Annotated in this window: 16 protein-coding genes; 11 read left to right on the top strand and 5 right to left on the bottom strand. The window is 39.2% G+C overall.

What is annotated here, in order from left to right; all coding sequences use genetic code 11:
- The first annotated feature begins 44 nt into the window (after positions 1–44).
- The gene (locus AAG068_RS24380; RefSeq protein WP_087958381.1) at positions 45–608 is read left to right on the top strand and encodes a GNAT family N-acetyltransferase; all 564 of its coding nucleotides are present in this window, start codon (positions 45–47) and stop codon (positions 606–608) included.
- Positions 609–637: 29 nt separating this feature from the next.
- On the opposite strand, the gene AAG068_RS24375 is transcribed toward AAG068_RS24380, so the two are convergent.
- Complete coding sequence (locus AAG068_RS24375) at positions 638–772, bottom strand: hypothetical protein (RefSeq protein WP_000911073.1); 135 nt, start codon at positions 770–772, stop codon at positions 638–640.
- A 76-nt stretch (positions 773–848) separates the two neighbouring features.
- Entirely contained in the window at positions 849–1,571 is a 723-nt protein-coding gene (locus AAG068_RS24370; protein ID WP_098667668.1) for a lipase family protein, read from the bottom strand.
- Positions 1,572–1,711: 140 nt separating this feature from the next.
- Here AAG068_RS24370 and AAG068_RS24365 point away from each other — a divergent pair, with 140 nt between their 5' ends.
- Positions 1,712–2,482, top strand: a complete 771-nt coding sequence (locus AAG068_RS24365; RefSeq protein WP_342716135.1) for a MerR family transcriptional regulator — start codon at positions 1,712–1,714, stop codon at positions 2,480–2,482.
- Between the two features lie 23 nt (positions 2,483–2,505).
- Here AAG068_RS24365 and AAG068_RS24360 read toward each other — a convergent pair whose 3' ends face one another.
- Complete coding sequence (locus AAG068_RS24360; protein ID WP_001201258.1) at positions 2,506–3,288, bottom strand: TIGR00266 family protein; 783 nt, start codon at positions 3,286–3,288, stop codon at positions 2,506–2,508.
- Positions 3,289–3,679: 391 nt separating this feature from the next.
- Here AAG068_RS24360 and cspD point away from each other — a divergent pair, with 391 nt between their 5' ends.
- On the top strand, positions 3,680–3,880 hold the full coding sequence (cspD, locus tag AAG068_RS24355; protein ID WP_001193054.1) for a cold-shock protein CspD: 201 nt from the start codon (positions 3,680–3,682) through the stop codon (positions 3,878–3,880).
- A 136-nt stretch (positions 3,881–4,016) separates the two neighbouring features.
- Here the strand turns inward: cspD and AAG068_RS24350 are convergent, their stop codons facing one another.
- Both AAG068_RS24350 and AAG068_RS24345 read right to left on the bottom strand, forming a co-directional pair.
- Positions 4,017–4,748, bottom strand: coding sequence for a yteA family sporulation protein (locus AAG068_RS24350; RefSeq protein WP_342716134.1), 732 nt, complete (start codon positions 4,746–4,748; stop codon positions 4,017–4,019).
- 109 nt (positions 4,749–4,857) lie between these two features.
- A complete protein-coding gene (locus AAG068_RS24345) occupies positions 4,858–5,811 on the bottom strand; it encodes a 1,4-dihydroxy-2-naphthoate polyprenyltransferase (protein ID WP_342716132.1) in 954 nt (317 codons plus the stop codon).
- A gap of 194 nt (positions 5,812–6,005) precedes the next feature.
- On the opposite strand from AAG068_RS24345, the gene AAG068_RS24340 reads away from it, so the two are divergent.
- The 8 genes from AAG068_RS24340 (at position 6,006) to AAG068_RS24305 (ending at position 15,654) form a co-directional block, all read left to right on the top strand.
- Positions 6,006–7,400, top strand: a complete 1,395-nt coding sequence (locus AAG068_RS24340) for an isochorismate synthase (protein WP_342716130.1) — start codon at positions 6,006–6,008, stop codon at positions 7,398–7,400.
- The gene (menD, locus tag AAG068_RS24335) at positions 7,397–9,151 is read left to right on the top strand and encodes a 2-succinyl-5-enolpyruvyl-6-hydroxy-3-cyclohexene-1-carboxylic-acid synthase (RefSeq protein ID WP_342716129.1); all 1,755 of its coding nucleotides are present in this window, start codon (positions 7,397–7,399) and stop codon (positions 9,149–9,151) included. Before AAG068_RS24340 ends, menD begins: the two co-directional genes overlap by 4 nt.
- Complete coding sequence (gene menH / locus AAG068_RS24330) at positions 9,148–9,960, top strand: 2-succinyl-6-hydroxy-2,4-cyclohexadiene-1-carboxylate synthase (protein WP_342716128.1); 813 nt, start codon at positions 9,148–9,150, stop codon at positions 9,958–9,960. Before menD ends, menH begins: the two co-directional genes overlap by 4 nt.
- A 68-nt stretch (positions 9,961–10,028) precedes the next feature.
- Entirely contained in the window at positions 10,029–10,847 is an 819-nt protein-coding gene (menB, locus tag AAG068_RS24325; protein ID WP_000963884.1) for a 1,4-dihydroxy-2-naphthoyl-CoA synthase, read from the top strand.
- Between the two features lie 201 nt (positions 10,848–11,048).
- Complete coding sequence (locus AAG068_RS24320; RefSeq protein WP_342716127.1) at positions 11,049–12,494, top strand: o-succinylbenzoate--CoA ligase; 1,446 nt, start codon at positions 11,049–11,051, stop codon at positions 12,492–12,494.
- Complete coding sequence (menC, locus tag AAG068_RS24315) at positions 12,495–13,601, top strand: o-succinylbenzoate synthase (protein ID WP_342716126.1); 1,107 nt, start codon at positions 12,495–12,497, stop codon at positions 13,599–13,601.
- A gap of 255 nt (positions 13,602–13,856) precedes the next feature.
- The gene (locus AAG068_RS24310) at positions 13,857–14,555 is read left to right on the top strand and encodes a response regulator transcription factor (protein ID WP_342716125.1); all 699 of its coding nucleotides are present in this window, start codon (positions 13,857–13,859) and stop codon (positions 14,553–14,555) included.
- The gene (locus AAG068_RS24305; protein WP_342716124.1) at positions 14,548–15,654 is read left to right on the top strand and encodes a HAMP domain-containing sensor histidine kinase; all 1,107 of its coding nucleotides are present in this window, start codon (positions 14,548–14,550) and stop codon (positions 15,652–15,654) included. The genes AAG068_RS24310 and AAG068_RS24305 overlap by 8 nt, the downstream gene beginning before the upstream one ends.
- The last annotated feature ends 39 nt before the right edge of the window (positions 15,655–15,693 follow it).

Below are 15,693 nucleotides of genomic sequence, written 5' to 3'. Positions count from 1 at the left end.
TGAAGGGGCTTTTCTTTATGAAGTTGAAGTGGGGTGAATGATGTATGGGAGATATGTGTGAGGAACTTGATTTAAAAACAGATAGATTACTATTAACGAAGATACAGTATTCACATGTAGATGATTTGTTTGAAGTGTATTCGAATCCAGAAGCAGCCATATATGTACCTAGGGACGTACATAAAACGAAAGAGGAAACGCATAGTTTACTAGAAAATATGCTTGCAACGATACAGGAAGGTAAAGCTATTATCTGGTCTATTGTGCTGAAGGATACTCAAAAAGTGATTGGGACGTGTGGAATATGGCTCATGCCGCATAATAGTGCATCGATCGGGGCTGTAATTAGCCCAGCGTATTGGGGGAAAGGACTTATTGTTGAAGCTTTCGAAGAACTCATTGAAATAGGCTTTCAGGAGCTGAATATAAACCGTATGGAAGGAAGATGTGATGCGCAGAATATAGCTTCTGAACGTGTGATGCAAAAGTTAAAAATGGTATATGAAGGTACATTGAGACAAAGTGTAAAAGTGAATAAAACGTATAGGGATGCTAAAGTGTATTCACTTTTAAAAGAAGAATATAATTACTTAAAAAACCGAGCTTAATCTCATTAAGCTCGGTTTCTCTTTTTTGCTTAAGAAAGAAATGGGATAGCGGTATATATGATACCCGTTCCACCATATTCTCCTGTGGCAAAGTATGAAAATGTAAAGAAACCTGTAAACGTAAAAATTACAATGAGAAAAAGTGCAAAGATAAATTTTAGCATGTAAGGTCCCCTCATCCAAAAATAACTTCATATATTATTATAGTATAAGGATATAAGGTTTCCAATCATTACCTGGTTAAAAATGAGAAGTCAGACATGTTTTGTATGTTGTCATGGCATGATTATTTGTAATAGATTTTGTATTTTTTGTAAATGTCATGTTGTGATGAACGTGTGCATATTCCCAGTCTTGTTCATTAAAATGGACATTGCGCGGAGGGAGAAGAGGGACGACATCAAATAGATTAACGAAGCGAAAGCTACTAGCTACTTGTAGTTTATAATAATTCCGAAAGGCGATATCTCCTACTTTTGGAGAGGCAAATGTGTAAAGACCGTACTGCGCAAATGCGGTGTTGATACGCGCATCGAGTATATGTAGTGTAGCGAGTGCACCGCCTAAGCTATGACCGGTTGCAAGAAGTTTTTTATGGGCTGGTAGTGATACGAGCATATCCATAATAGAATCTCGGCAAGACTCATAAATGGAAAGAAAGCCGTTATGGACATTTCCGCTATTTAAAGCATATGGGTATGGTTTTTGGTTAACGAGTGAATCAATAATCCAGTCTGTATCTGTTTGTGTACCGCGAAAAGCTACAATAATCGTATCCTCAGATTCTAGTATGAATCCGAACCATTCTGTCGTTTGAATGGTTTTTCCTTGAAAGCCTTGTACATATTGAAAACCATCCGGTATTTCAAAAATCCCATTTTGTTTATATTGTTCATATGTTAGCTCACAACAAGTAGCTAACAGTATGGCGGTATCTTTATCAAAGGATAAAGGAGTACGCATTAAGGGAGCCTCCTTAAGAAAAAGTATAATTTAATATATGCAGTGAGGAACTTGATTCATTCTTTTTGAAAAAAGGCTTGAACCTACAGTTACGTGAGGGAGTATGATTTTTGTAAACATATTGCTAGGAGGAGTGTAACATGAGCAAAAGAGAAGGCTATTCAATTGGTGAGTTTTCAAAGAGAACAGGCACATCAATACGGACGCTACAATATTACGATGAAATTGGACTACTTAAACCTGAAAAGAATGTTAGCTCTGGTCATCGTGTGTACAAAGGAAAAGATATATTAGAGCTACAGAAAATAGTGAGTCTTAAAGTATTAGGATATAGTTTAGAAGAAATATGCGTCATGCTGAAAATGCCAAGTTTGAATGTAAGTTTAAAAGAAACGTTGGAACAACAAAGAAAAGCCTTTGAAGAAAAAAGAAAACAAATTGAAGTTTCGATAAAGGCGCTTGAACGAACAATGGTATGTCTTGAGGAAGATGAAGAGTTGGGTAGTGACATATTAATGAGTTTAATTAACAGCATTCAAAAAGAAACTGAACAACGTTTATGGGTTGAAGAATATGTATCAAAAGAAACAGTTGATGGATTATATAATAAACCAGAAGAAGAGAGTCTGGCACTTGATAAAGAGTTTGTTCGTTTAGCAAAAGAAGTGAAAAGGTTATTTGGAAGACAAATTGATGATGTAGAAGTGCAAAAATTGGTTGATGAACATATGAAGGCAACTCTTAAGTATGTTGGTGAAGAGACAATGTATTCTCTAGGTAAATTAGAAAATGTAGAGGAACAATATAATAATATGATGCCATCTCCTTATACGGAAGAAGAAGAGGTGTGGCTTAATGAAGCGATGGAGTATTATATGATTCGAAATGGTTTATATAGTCCACCTAAATAAAAAGAGCCCTATAAGGGCCCTTTTTACTCTTTCCCATCTAATAAACGACCAAGTCCACCTAATACACTACCTTCACCGCTGCCTTGCGCTGCTGGGCTTGTCAGGCGTGCTGCTAAGCGGCTAAGTGTTAAGGACTGAATCCAAACTGTGCCAGGGCCTTCTAACGTTGCGAAGAATAAACCTTCGCCGCCAAATAGAGCTGTTTTTACCTTTCCAACGAACTCGACATCGTAGTTAACGTCTTTTGTCATGGCAACGAGACAACCTGTATCAATGCGAAGCTTTTCGCCAGGTTTTAATTCACGCTTATATACAGTTCCGCCTGCGTGCATGAAAGCAAGTCCATCACCTTCGAGTTTCTGCATGATGAAACCTTCACCGCCAAAGAAACCAGTTCCGATTTTTTTCGTAAACTCGATTCCGATAGAAACGCCTTTTGCTGCACAAAGAAACGCGTCTTTTTGACAAACTACTTTTCCTTGATATTCTGTTAAATCTACAGGAATAATTTTACCTGGATAAGGGGCAGCAAATGATACGTGGCGCTTGCCGTGACCTGTATTTGTAAATACAGTCATAAACATGCTTTCACCTGTAACGAGACGCTTACCAGCGCCCATTAATTTTCCGAATAAACCTCCAGATGGGCCAGAACCATCACCGAAGATTGTTTCCATTTCAATGTAATCTTCCATCATCATCATTGCGCCGGCTTCTGCGATTACGCTTTCTTCTGGATCTAACTCAATTTCAACAAACTGCATATCATCGCCGTATAACTTATACTCGATTTCATGTGCTCTCATTTTTTTCACCTCGTATGTAATAGATACTTATATTGTACAGAATTTAATAGGATTAGAATACTTTAGTTTTGTTAATTTTCAAATAAAGTGGGGCCATCCAAAACGGATTAGCAGCTCCCGCCAATCAAACTGTCCGCAAATGGCGGGATAAAATATGAATATGGAAATTCAACATTATATTAAAATTATAAAAAAATGGTGGAATGAAAGTGTTCTCATTTGACGTTTTGGATATAGCGTGATATAGTGAAATCACTATTGAGCTACATAATGTGGTACGGAAATAAAGCACGTTGAATTAAAGGCTGTAAGCTTGTTATACATTCATGTCCTTTATATCCACCTTTTCATGTGGATTCATAGTTTCATTTTTATTTAGGAGGTACATGACATGCAAACAGGTAAAGTTAAATGGTTCAACAGCGAAAAAGGTTTCGGTTTCATCGAAGTTGAAGGTGGAGACGATGTATTCGTTCACTTCTCAGCTATCCAAGGTGACGGATTCAAAACTTTAGAAGAAGGTCAAGAAGTTTCTTTCGAAATCGTTGAAGGTAACCGTGGACCACAAGCTGCTAACGTTACAAAAAACTAATTAGCTAGCGATAAAAAGCATTCCGATTTTCGGAATGCTTTTTTTTATCCCGCATTAACGGGCAGTAAGATCCCGATTGTTGAGGGCTAATAATCAGTGGGGGATGAACAAAACCCCGACTGATTAAAGTTTCACTTTATTCTTTGGAACTCGACTCATTTGAAGACAATTCGCCCTTAAACGTACGCTCTTCAAAGTCATCGAGCATTTGTTCATATTCTTCATGCTCTTCTGTAGCGAAAACTTGCGGATTTTTTCCATACATATCCGTACCAATAAAGTTTTCAAAATCCTCTACGTATCCTACATTTTCCTCACTATTTACGTACATGCCATTATAGTTTTTCGAATCTCGTCTTTCTAAATCAGACGGTGTTTCAGACGTTCCGTAATTGGCAACATCTTGCCACGCATCTTCTGCATCGTACTCAACAGAACGATCTTCATCATGTTTATGGAAAGAGGGAGACAATACTTCTTCTTCAACTGGTCGTGTATTCATATCTAACTTATTTGTCGTGTGCTCGATGCATGTTGTAGCAGTCGGCATTGCTTCTAATCTTTCAAATGGAATGTCTTCACCAGACACTTCGCAAATGCCGTACGTACCCGCTTCTATTTTTTGTAGGGCATGTTTCGTATCCTCTAGCTGTTTATGCCAAAGTTCAATAAGTCCGAAGTCTTTTTCGCGTTCATATAGCTCTGTTGCCATATCAGCTGGATGGTTATCGTAGCTAGATAATTCGCCAACGGAATCGCGTTCAGATGCACGATCTTCATTTTCATGTGTTTGTATCGTTTGTTCTAGTTCTTGCTTTTGCTTTTCTAAAACGGATTTAAATTGATTTATTTGTTGGGGAGTTAACATAGTCGTCCACCTTCCTACAATTCAGTTTCTTTACATAGTATGAGCGTTGCGAGTAGGAATTATGAGCTGAAATTGGTATATGAAAAAGGAGCCGTGTTAGCAGCTCCTTTTAAAGGAAATATCCAAGTAATAATCCGATTCCCATTAAGAGACCGAAGATTGTATTTGTTTTTGCTGTTGCAATCATTGCAGGTACCATTTCCATTGGCATGCTTTTGCCGATAAAGCCTTTCGTCGCTTTAAATGCTTTCGGTGCACTTAAAAATACGATAAGCATCCATGGTGATACGATGCCCACGATAATTAAAGCAATTGTCCAAATGTAGGAAACGATGAACATAGAAGCAAGTACACCAACGGCTCTTTCACGTCCAACGAGAATGGCTAATGTCTTACGACCGTTTTCTTTATCGCCATCTAAGTCACGGATATTGTTAGCAAGTAAGATGGCACCAATTAAAATGGAGCTTGGAATAGATAATAAAATGACTTCTGATGTTACAGTTCCAGTTTGAATAAAGAATGAAATCCCAATAATGATAACACCCATAAATAATCCGGCTGTTAGCTCTCCAAATGGTGTATAGGCAATGGGAAGTGGGCCACCCGTATAAAGGTAAGCAACGGCCATACAAACAAGACCGATTGCAGCAAGCCACCAGCTAGAATTCATACAAATATAAACACCTAATAGTATTGCGATGCCGAAAAATCCAAATGCTAAGTTAAGCACTGTTTTTGGCTGAATGCCATCGCGAACGATAGCGCCGCCGATACCAACTGAACCTTCGTGATCAAGTCCTCTTTTATAATCAAAGTATTCATTAAACATGTTTGTTGCTGCCTGAATGAGAAGACAAGCAAGAAGCATTATAAGGAAAAGAGGGAGATGTATTTGATTTATACCTCCGACCTGCATTGCATAGGCTGTTCCGATGAAAACAGGAACGAAAGCTGCGGTTAATGTATGGGGACGTAGTAAACTCCACCAAATGCGCCAGCCTGTTTGCTTGCTTGGCTTTGGCGCCGTAGGAGAGGAATTCGTTTCGACGTTCATTTCCATGTTGAATCCTCCTTTGGTCACATATTGTACACAACTAAGTGTAGAAAAAGCATCATTTAGTGTCAACGTTTATTTTCTAGGAAGAGAAGGTGAATTTCTCAGAAATGCTAAACGTTGACAGGCCTTTCGTTTGAGGTGTATCTTAAAATCAAGCGTAATTATGACTATTTTTCGCCCATAGGGGGGAGACAATTGTGATTCAAACGAAACAAAAAGGCTTGCAAGAAGTTCTGAGTGCAGCCATTAAGCATGCAACTGATGAAAAAATATTGGTTAGTTTTGTAAAAAAAATAGACTGGATGGATCCCCTTCTGTTTTATGCAGCAGGAAAAAGGATTGCATTCGAAAATAGATGTTATTTTGCAGACCCAGCTCAGCATGTAATATTTGCTGGAATTGGTTCTGTTTTCACTATAGCAACTGCTTCTCACAAACGCTTTCAAACTGCCCGTGACGAGTGGGATAAAGTAAAAGAGAAAGCATTTGTACAAAGAGAGAGATACGAGTTTGGAACAGGTCCGCTTTTATTTGGTGGATTTTCATTTGACCAAGAAAAAGAGAAAACGGACTTATGGAAAGAATTTGAGGATACGACATTTTCACTACCAGCATTTTTATTAACTGTAAAAAATGAAAAAGCATGGTTAACGATGAATACATTCGTTTCAGCAACCGATTGTGCAGAAACTCTTTATAACGAAATTGTTTCTTTAGAAGAGAAAATTTTCGGGGAGAGTAAATGTGCACTAGAAGGATCGAAATTAACAGTTACTTCTAAAGTAGAAGTGGATCCGAAAGGCTGGATGAAGGCCATTGAGAAAGTGCAAGATGAAATGAAGCAGGGGAACGTGCAGAAGGTTGTATTAGCGAGGGAGTTAAAAGTAGAGATGGATCATCATATTGATTCTGCTCTCGTTTTAGAAGCACTCCGCATTGGGCAACCGGATTGTTACGTATTTTCTTTTGATTATAAAGGAGCATGCTTCTTAGGAGCGACGCCAGAGAGGTTAATTCGCAAAGAAGATGAGAAGTTTACTTCGATGTGTCTTGCGGGTTCAACTGGTCATGGTCAATCTATAGAAGAAAGTAAGCGAAATAGTAATGCGCTTCTTCATGATGAAAAGAATTTAGCTGAACATGGTTATGTTGTGAACATGATCAGGTCTGTATTAAATGAGCACTGCGAATCTGTTAATATTCCGGAAAGTCCGGGCTTATTAACAACGAAAAACTTAATTCATTTATATACGCCTGTAGAGGCAAAAGGCGATGCGAGTCTTTTAACAATGGTAGAAGAATTACATCCAACACCAGCTCTTGGCGGGACACCTCGTTTGGAAGCGATGAAACTGATTCGTGATGTTGAATTGTTAGACAGAGGATTATATGGTGCACCGATTGGCTGGATAGATGATGAAGGAAATGGTGAGTTTGCGGTTGCACTTCGCTGCGGATTATTAAATGGCGAGAAAGCATCCTTATTTGCCGGTTGCGGGATTGTAATTGATTCAGTACCACAACTTGAATATGAAGAAACAAGTTTGAAGTTTAGACCGATGCTTGGTGCTTTGGAGGAATTAATGAAATGAACAATCATATAGAAGCATTATCATATTATTTAGGCGCGTTCGTGGATGAACTGACGCGTCTAAATGTATGTGATGTTGTCATTAGTCCAGGCTCACGGTCAACGCCGATTGCTCTACTAATGGAACAACATGAAGGAATGAACACATATTTACATGTAGATGAAAGATCTGCAGGATTTTTTGCGCTCGGTATTGCAAAGGCGAAAAAACGTCCGGTTGCATTATTATGTACGTCAGGAACAGCAGCAGCGAACTATTATCCAGCTGTATGTGAAGCTTTTCATTCACGAGTGCCGCTTATCGTCTTAACGGCAGATAGACCGCATGAATTAAGAGATGTTGGTGCACCACAAGCGATGAATCAAATTAATTTATATGGTACGTTTGTGAAGCAATTTACAGAGATGGCACTTCCAGAAGCGAGTGAAGCGATGTATCATTACGCTCGCATGACGACGCAGCGCATGATAGCAAGCGCGCTTTTAGCACCGCAAGGACCTGTTCATCTTAATTTTCCAGTTCGCGAACCGCTTATCCCGGATTTCTCATTAGAAAGTTTATGGGATAAAGGACGCGGAGAATATACAGGAGTAGTTCAGCAAGGGAACGTGACGATGCCGAGTGAATATGTAGATTCTCTTGTAGGGCGCCTTTCACATATGGAAAAGGGGCTTATTATTTGTGGAGATGATAGTCATTTAGAGATCGCAACGTTTGCAACGCAATTAGCTGAAAAAACAGGATATCCAATATTAGCGGATCCACTTTCTAACATTCGTAGCGGACACCACGATAAAACGATGGTAATTGACTGTTACGATACATTTTTACGAAATGAGCTGTTAAAAGAAACGTGGAAGCCAGAAGTTATGATTCGTTTTGGTGGTATGCCTGTTTCAAAAGCATTAACGCAGTTCATCAAAAAACAGACGAAAGCTGTTCATATCGTTGTTGACGAATCAGGACAATGGAGAGATCCAGCTCTCGTTGCGACAGAAGTTGTTCAGGCAAATGATATTGCATTTTGCAGTGCATTAATAGAAAAAATGCTAGTTATGAAAAAGAATGATTGGTTCGGAATGTGGCAACATATAAACGAAAAAACGAAGGAAACGCTTCGTGAAATGGAAACATATGAAACTGCATTTGAAGGAAAAGTCATTACAGATATTGTCCGCGTATTACCAGAAGGAGCAACGTTATTTGCGAGTAATAGTATGCCAATTCGTGATACAGATTCATTCTTCTTCACATCAGATAAAAATATTCAAGTGATGGCAAACCGCGGTGTGAATGGGATTGATGGCATCGTTTCAACAGCTTTAGGAGCGAGCATGATTTGCGATCCGCTCGTATTAGTAATCGGTGACTTATCATTCTATCACGATTTAAATGGACTATTAGCCGCAAAATTACATGAATTAAATATAACAATTGTCGTTGTAAATAATGATGGTGGCGGTATCTTCTCATTCTTACCACAGTATGAGAAAAAGGAACACTTCGAATCATTATTTGGTACTCCAATTGGGCTTGACTATGAGCATGTTGTTAAAATGTACGGTGGTTCATTTAGCCGTGTAAATGGTTGGGAGCAATTCCGAGAAGAGGTACAAAAAGGAACGACGACAAAAGGTTTACACGTTGTAGAAATTTGTACGAACCGCGATGAAAACTTAACATTGCACCGTAAATTATGGGCAAAAACGCAGGACGTAATTACTACATCCTTGCAAGGTGAATCAAAATGAACGTAACGCTGCAAGGTGTATCGTATGAATATGAAGTTGTCGGAAACGGGGAACCACTCCTACTTCTTCATGGTTTTACGGGAACTATGGAAACGTGGCGTTCCTTCATTCCTTCTTGGAGCGAGCAGTTTCAAGTCATTTTAGTAGACATTGTTGGGCACGGAAAAACGGAAAGTCCTGAAGATGTGACGCATTACGATATTCGAAATGTAGCATTGCAAATGAAAGAACTACTAGATTATCTTCATATTGAAAAAGCACATATACTTGGCTATTCAATGGGCGGTAGACTGGCGATTACGATGGCGTGTCTATATCCAGAATATGTACATTCTCTTTTAGTAGAAAATTGTACAGCTGGGCTTGAAAGTGAAGAGGATAGAAAAGAACGTCGTGAAAAAGATGAGCGACTTGCCGATAAAATTGAGCGAGAAGGCATCGGAAATTTTGTATCGATGTGGGAAAATATTCCGCTATTTGAAACGCAAAAAAGTTTAGAACAAAACGTACAAGAAGCGGTGCGAAAAGAACGACTTGCTAACAATACAAAAGGACTTGCAAATAGCTTGCGTGGCATGGGAACAGGGGCTCAGCCTTCATGGTGGGACGAGCTGCAAAACTTAAAAATGCCTGTTCTTTTAATGAACGGGGAGCATGATAAAAAGTTCTTTCGCATATTAAAAAACATCGAAAAATGCGTCTCTGACGCGAAATTTGTCAAAATTGATGGTGCTGGCCATGCAATTCATGTGGAACAACCGGAAAAGTTTGATACAATAGTAAAGGGATTTCTAAAAACTATGCAGTGATGCTTTTTCATCTAAGAAGGAAGCTACACTTATAGATGAGATCAGAAATATACAAGGAGGTAGTTGTAATGGCTATTGAATGGGTAAAAGAAGGCAATTACGAAGATATTATTTATTCAACATACAATGGTATCGCAAAGATTTCGATTAACCGCCCTGAAGTACATAACGCATTCCGTCCAAAAACGGTAATGGAGTTAATCGATGCATTTGCACAAGCTCGTGATGATGCAAATGTTGGCGTTATCATTTTAACAGGTGAAGGTGGACGTGCATTCTGTTCTGGCGGCGACCAAAAAGTTCGCGGCCATGGTGGATATGTAGGTGACGACCAAATCCCACGTTTAAATGTATTAGACTTACAACGTCTAATTCGCGCAATTCCTAAACCAGTTATCGCAATGGTAGCAGGTTATGCAATCGGTGGTGGACACGTACTTCATATCGTATGTGACTTAACAATCGCTGCAGACAACGCTGTATTCGGACAAACAGGTCCTAAAGTAGGAAGCTTTGACGGTGGATACGGAGCTGGTTACTTAGCTCGTATGGTAGGCCACAAGAAAGCTCGCGAAATTTGGTACCTATGCCGTCAATACAGTGCTGGGGAAGCGCTTGATATGGGCTTAGTAAACACAGTAGTACCATTAGAACAACTTGAAGCAGAAACAGTACAATGGGCACAAGAAATCTTAGCAAACAGCCCAATGGCACTTCGTTTCCTAAAAGCTGCGTTCAACGCAGACACAGACGGTCTAGCTGGTATTCAACAACTAGCTGGAGATGCAACGTTATTGTACTACACAACTGACGAAGCAAAAGAAGGTCGCGACGCGTTCAAAGAAAAACGCAGTCCGGACTTCGGTCAATTCCCTCGTTTCCCGTGATCAAATCAAAAGCGGAGCCGACTGCTTAGCCCCGTTGGCTAAGGTTCTTTCGCACAGAAAGTGTTTTTTACTTTCTCGTGCGGAAGGTTCTTAGACGGAAGGGGCTAGCCGCTGTAGCTGGATGTGACAAACCGGAAACAAAACAACTAAGAGACTTGATGTCATATCAAGTCTCTTTCTTTCATGAAAGGAGAATGTATGATGGAGACGATGCCAAATTGGTTAAAGCAACGTGCATTTTTAACACCAGATCGCACTGCAATTGAAATAGAGGAAGAGAAAGTTACTTTTATGCAGCTGCATGAAAAAGTAGTATCTGTTTGTGAACACCTTACGCATGTAGGAGTGAAGCGTGGGCAAAAGGTGGCTGTTCTGATGAAAAATGGTATGGAGATGATTACAGTTATTCACGCCCTATCTTACGTAGGTGCAGTAGCTGTACTTTTAAATACGCGTCTTTCAAGAGAAGAGCTACTTTGGCAAATGGATGATGCTGAAGTTGTTTGTTTAGTGACGGATCAAGATTTTGAGGCTAAAGATATTCCTGTATATTCATTCGCTGAAATAATGAATGGACCGAAGGCGGAAGCCTCTATACAAGAAGAATTTTCTTTAGAAGAAGCGATGACAATTATTTATACGTCGGGGACGACTGGGAAACCGAAAGGCGTTATTTTAACGTACGGCAATCACTGGGCAAGTGCGGTTGGCTCTTCGCTTAACTTAGGGCTTCGTGATGATGATTGTTGGTTAGCGTGTATACCGATGTTCCATGTTGGCGGGTTATCTCTTCTAATGAAAAATATTATGTACGGCATGCGCATTTTACTCGTTCCGAAATATGATGCTAATTTTATTCATAAAGCACTTCAAACGAGAGGCGTAACGATTATTTCTGTCGTTTCTAAAATGTTAACAGATTTATTAGAGAGACTTGGAGAAGAAACATACCCATCTTCTTTACGATGCATGCTACTTGGCGGAGGACCAGCGCCGAAACCGTTGCTTGAAACATGTGTAGAAAAAGGAATTCCTGTGTATCAAACATACGGTATGACAGAAACGTCGTCGCAAATTTGTACGTTATCCGCGGATTACATGTTAACGAAAGTAGGATCAGCCGGGAAACCACTATTTCAGTGCCAACTACGTATTGAAAAAGATGGTGTAGTAGTGTCGCCGTTTGCGGAAGGCGAGATCGTAGTAAAAGGACCAAACGTAACAGGCGGTTATTTTAACCGCGAAGATGCGACGCGCGAAACAATTCAAAACGGATGGCTTCATACTGGTGACCTCGGTTATTTAGACGAAGAAGGATTTTTATACGTATTAGATCGACGCAGTGATTTAATTATTTCTGGCGGAGAGAATATATATCCGGCTCAAATTGAAGAAGTGTTGCTTTCTCATCCGAGGGTTGCGGAAGCAGGTGTGGTCGGGATGACTGACGATAAATGGGGACAAGTACCCGCTGCTTTTGTTGTAAAAAATGGAGAAGTAACAGAAGAAGAAATTCTTCATTTTTGCGAGGAGAAATTAGCGAAATATAAAGTGCCGAAAAAAGCATGTTTCTTAGAGGAAATGCCACGAAACGCTTCGAAAAAATTGTTAAGACGAGAGCTAAGACAATTAGTGGAGGAGATGTAGGTGGAAATAAAAAAAGCGACGCTTCATATAACGGAAATGCCACTCGTAATCCCGTTTGCTGCAAGCTACGGGACGTATGAAAAGCGTGAAAGTATCGTCATTGAATTAGAAGATACGGACGGATACTTTGGATTTGGCGAAGTCATTGCGTTTTCTGAACCGTGGTACACGGAAGAAACAGTGAAGACAGCGCTACATGTACTTCAAGATTTTTTATTACCGGATTTATTAAAGGTGGAGATTTCTCATCCGAATGAAGTACCTGGTTTGTTCCAACATATAAAGAGAAACCGAATGGCAAAGGCCGGAATTGAAGGAGCTGTTTGGGATTTATATGCGAAGCGACAAAAGAAGTCATTAGCGACATTGCTTGGCGGAACTAGGACTGAAATTGAAGTTGGTGTTGTGATTGGTATCAATACAATACCGGTTATGTTAAAACAAATCGAGAAGTATGCAGAAGAAGGATACGAGCGTTTTAAAGTGAAAATAAAACCAGAGCATGACTACGAGTTATTGAAAGAGATTCGTAAAGAGTTTCCGCATATCCCGTTAATGGCTGATGCAAATTCAGCCTATACATTAGCGGATACAGAGAAATTGAAACGATTAGATGAATTTCAATTAATGATGATTGAACAACCACTAGCGGACTACGATTTTCTCGATCATGCACAGTTGCAAAAGGAAATTGAAACGCCCATTTGTTTAGATGAAAGCATCCATAGTTTAGAAGACGCTCGCGTTGCGATTACGCTTGGCAGTTGCCGCATCGTTAATATTAAACCAGGGCGAGTGGGCGGATTAACAGAATCGGTTCAAATCCATAATTATTGCATGGAGCATAATATTCCTGTTTGGTGCGGCGGTATGGTAGAGATGGGGATTTCACGAGCGCAAAATGTTGCGCTTGCTTCACTGCCGAACTTTACGATTCCAGGTGATATATCTGCCTCTAGTAGGCACTGGGAGAGGGATATTATTTGGCCGGAAGTGATGCTTGAGAGCGGGAAAGTGATGGTGCCGCAAAGTGTTGAAGCTGAGTATGAAGTAGACCGCGGAAGGTTGGCGGAGATTACGAAGCAGCGGATTGCTTTGGAGCGGTAAGTGGAGTCTTTAAAATAGCGAGAGGGTTTTGTCGTTAATTGTCGGTAAGTCGATATATTTCAATAATCGCCGATATAATTCGAGTTACGATCGATATAATTGAGAAATCGCCGATATATTTTAAGTTATGGTCGATATATTTGGAAAATCGCTGATATAATTTTATTTACAAAGGTTACTCTAACGGGTAACCTTTTCGTATTGTACAAATTGGATAGACTAGTTTACAATCGAGCGTATAAAAGGGGGAGTAAAATGAAGCGCATTTCAATTTTAATAGCGGATGATGAGGCAGAAATTGCTGATTTAATTGAGATACATTTAGAAAAAGAAGGGTACCACGTCGTGAAGGCAGCGGATGGAGAAGAAGCTATGCATATTATTGAAACACAGCCAATCGACTTAGTGGTTTTAGATATTATGATGCCAAAAATGGATGGGTATGAGGTGACGCGCCAAATTCGAGCGAAGCATCATATGCCAATCATTTTCTTGAGTGCGAAAACTTCGGACTTTGATAAGGTGACAGGTCTTGTATTAGGTGCAGATGATTATATGACGAAACCTTTTACGCCGATTGAATTAGTTGCGCGTGTAAATGCACAATTACGCCGATTTCTTACATTAAATCAGCCGAAAGTAGCGGAGAATAAATCTGCTTTAGAGGTAGGCGGAGTTATTATTGATCCTGAGCGAAGAACAGTGAACGTGTACGGAGAGCAAATTGAGTTAACACCGAAAGAGTTTGATATTTTATATTTATTAGCGAGTCATCCGAAGAAAGTGTATAATGTGGAAAATATTTTTCAGCAAGTATGGGCAGATGATTATTATGAAGGTGGAAATACAGTTATGGTACATATTCGTACGTTGCGGAAAAAGCTTGGGGAAGATAAAAGAAAAGATAAGCTAATAAAAACAGTGTGGGGAGTAGGGTATACTTTCAATGGATAACATGATGAAAAGCTTTCGATTTAAAATGATTGCCTTATTTGCGTTAAGTATGGTGCTCGCTGCAACTGTAACTTATATAATTTATAAAGGATTGCAGTTGTATTATAAAACGATGGTTCGCTATGAACAGCCTTTAGCACAATTTAGGTCAATCGTAAGGGAATTTGGAGACATTAACTTCTTTTTAATTTTCTTTATCCCGTTATCTATTATCTTTTTCTTCTTTTTGACAAAACCGTATTTAAAGTATTTTAGTGAGATTTCTAACGGGATTCACCATCTTGCGAACGGTAACTTTACGAATAGAGTTCAAGTTTCATCAAATGATGAGTTTGGAGAAATCGCGCGTGAAATAAATGTTGCGAGTGAAAAGTTAAAAGAGGCGGTGGAAAGAGGGGACTTTGCTGAAAGTAGTAAAGACCAGCTTGTTGTGAATTTAGCTCATGATTTAAGGACACCATTAACATCCGTGTTAGGGTATTTAGATTTAATTCTTAAAGATGAGAATTTAACAAAAGAACAAATTAAACACTTTTCCACGATTGCTTTTACGAAATCCGAGAGGCTTGAAAGCTTAATTGATGAATTATTTGAAATTACACGTATGAACTATGGCATGTTACAACTAAATAAAAAGCCGATTGATATAAGTGAGCTGCTTATACAGCTAGATGAGGAATTATATCCACTATTAGAGAAACATCATTTAGAAGCTAGATTGAATATTGATCCGCATTTACCGATTAACGGTGATGGAAAATTGTTAGCTAGAGTATTTGAAAACTTGTTAACAAATGCCGTTCGATACGGATATGATGGGCAATTTGTTGATTTGAATGGGTATATCGATAATGGAGAAGTTGTCATACAAGTTATGAATTACGGAGATAGCATTCCAGAAGAAGACCTACCGTATCTGTTTGATATGTTTTATACAGGTGATAAAGCGAGGTCAGAGAACCGTGGCGGGACAGGCCTTGGGCTATTTATTGCGAAAAATATTGTTGAACAGCATAACGGTACGATTTCTGCTGAAAGTAATGTAGTTAGAACAATATTTGAAGTGCGATTGCCAAAAGACGAGAATTTAACAATTTAATAAAAATTTAAACTTTACCCCACTTTTTATTTTAATAGT

The organism is Bacillus paramycoides, assembly GCF_038971285.1.
In the GTDB taxonomy this organism is placed as follows: domain Bacteria; phylum Bacillota; class Bacilli; order Bacillales; family Bacillaceae_G; genus Bacillus_A.
The sequence above is the reverse complement of the archived record's forward strand: the minus strand, read 5'-3'. Positions and strand labels throughout refer to the sequence as shown.

Excerpts from the sequence above, each read along its gene's own strand:
- AAG068_RS24380 (WP_087958381.1), top strand. The coding sequence starts at position 45 with ATGGGAGATATGTGTGAGGAACTTGATTTAAAAACAGATAGATTACTA.
- AAG068_RS24375 (WP_000911073.1), bottom strand. The coding sequence starts at position 772 with ATGCTAAAATTTATCTTTGCACTTTTTCTCATTGTAATTTTTACGTTT.
- AAG068_RS24370 (WP_098667668.1), bottom strand. The coding sequence starts at position 1,571 with ATGCGTACTCCTTTATCCTTTGATAAAGATACCGCCATACTGTTAGCT.
- AAG068_RS24365 (WP_342716135.1), top strand. The coding sequence starts at position 1,712 with ATGAGCAAAAGAGAAGGCTATTCAATTGGTGAGTTTTCAAAGAGAACA.
- AAG068_RS24360 (WP_001201258.1), bottom strand. The coding sequence starts at position 3,288 with ATGAGAGCACATGAAATCGAGTATAAGTTATACGGCGATGATATGCAG.
- cspD (WP_001193054.1), top strand. The coding sequence starts at position 3,680 with ATGCAAACAGGTAAAGTTAAATGGTTCAACAGCGAAAAAGGTTTCGGT.
- AAG068_RS24350 (WP_342716134.1), bottom strand. The coding sequence starts at position 4,748 with ATGTTAACTCCCCAACAAATAAATCAATTTAAATCCGTTTTAGAAAAG.
- AAG068_RS24345 (WP_342716132.1), bottom strand. The coding sequence starts at position 5,811 with ATGGAAATGAACGTCGAAACGAATTCCTCTCCTACGGCGCCAAAGCCA.
- menD (WP_342716129.1), top strand. The coding sequence starts at position 7,397 with ATGAACAATCATATAGAAGCATTATCATATTATTTAGGCGCGTTCGTG.
- menH (WP_342716128.1), top strand. The coding sequence starts at position 9,148 with ATGAACGTAACGCTGCAAGGTGTATCGTATGAATATGAAGTTGTCGGA.
- menB (WP_000963884.1), top strand. The coding sequence starts at position 10,029 with ATGGCTATTGAATGGGTAAAAGAAGGCAATTACGAAGATATTATTTAT.
- AAG068_RS24320 (WP_342716127.1), top strand. The coding sequence starts at position 11,049 with ATGGAGACGATGCCAAATTGGTTAAAGCAACGTGCATTTTTAACACCA.
- AAG068_RS24310 (WP_342716125.1), top strand. The coding sequence starts at position 13,857 with ATGAAGCGCATTTCAATTTTAATAGCGGATGATGAGGCAGAAATTGCT.
- AAG068_RS24305 (WP_342716124.1), top strand. The coding sequence starts at position 14,548 with ATGGATAACATGATGAAAAGCTTTCGATTTAAAATGATTGCCTTATTT.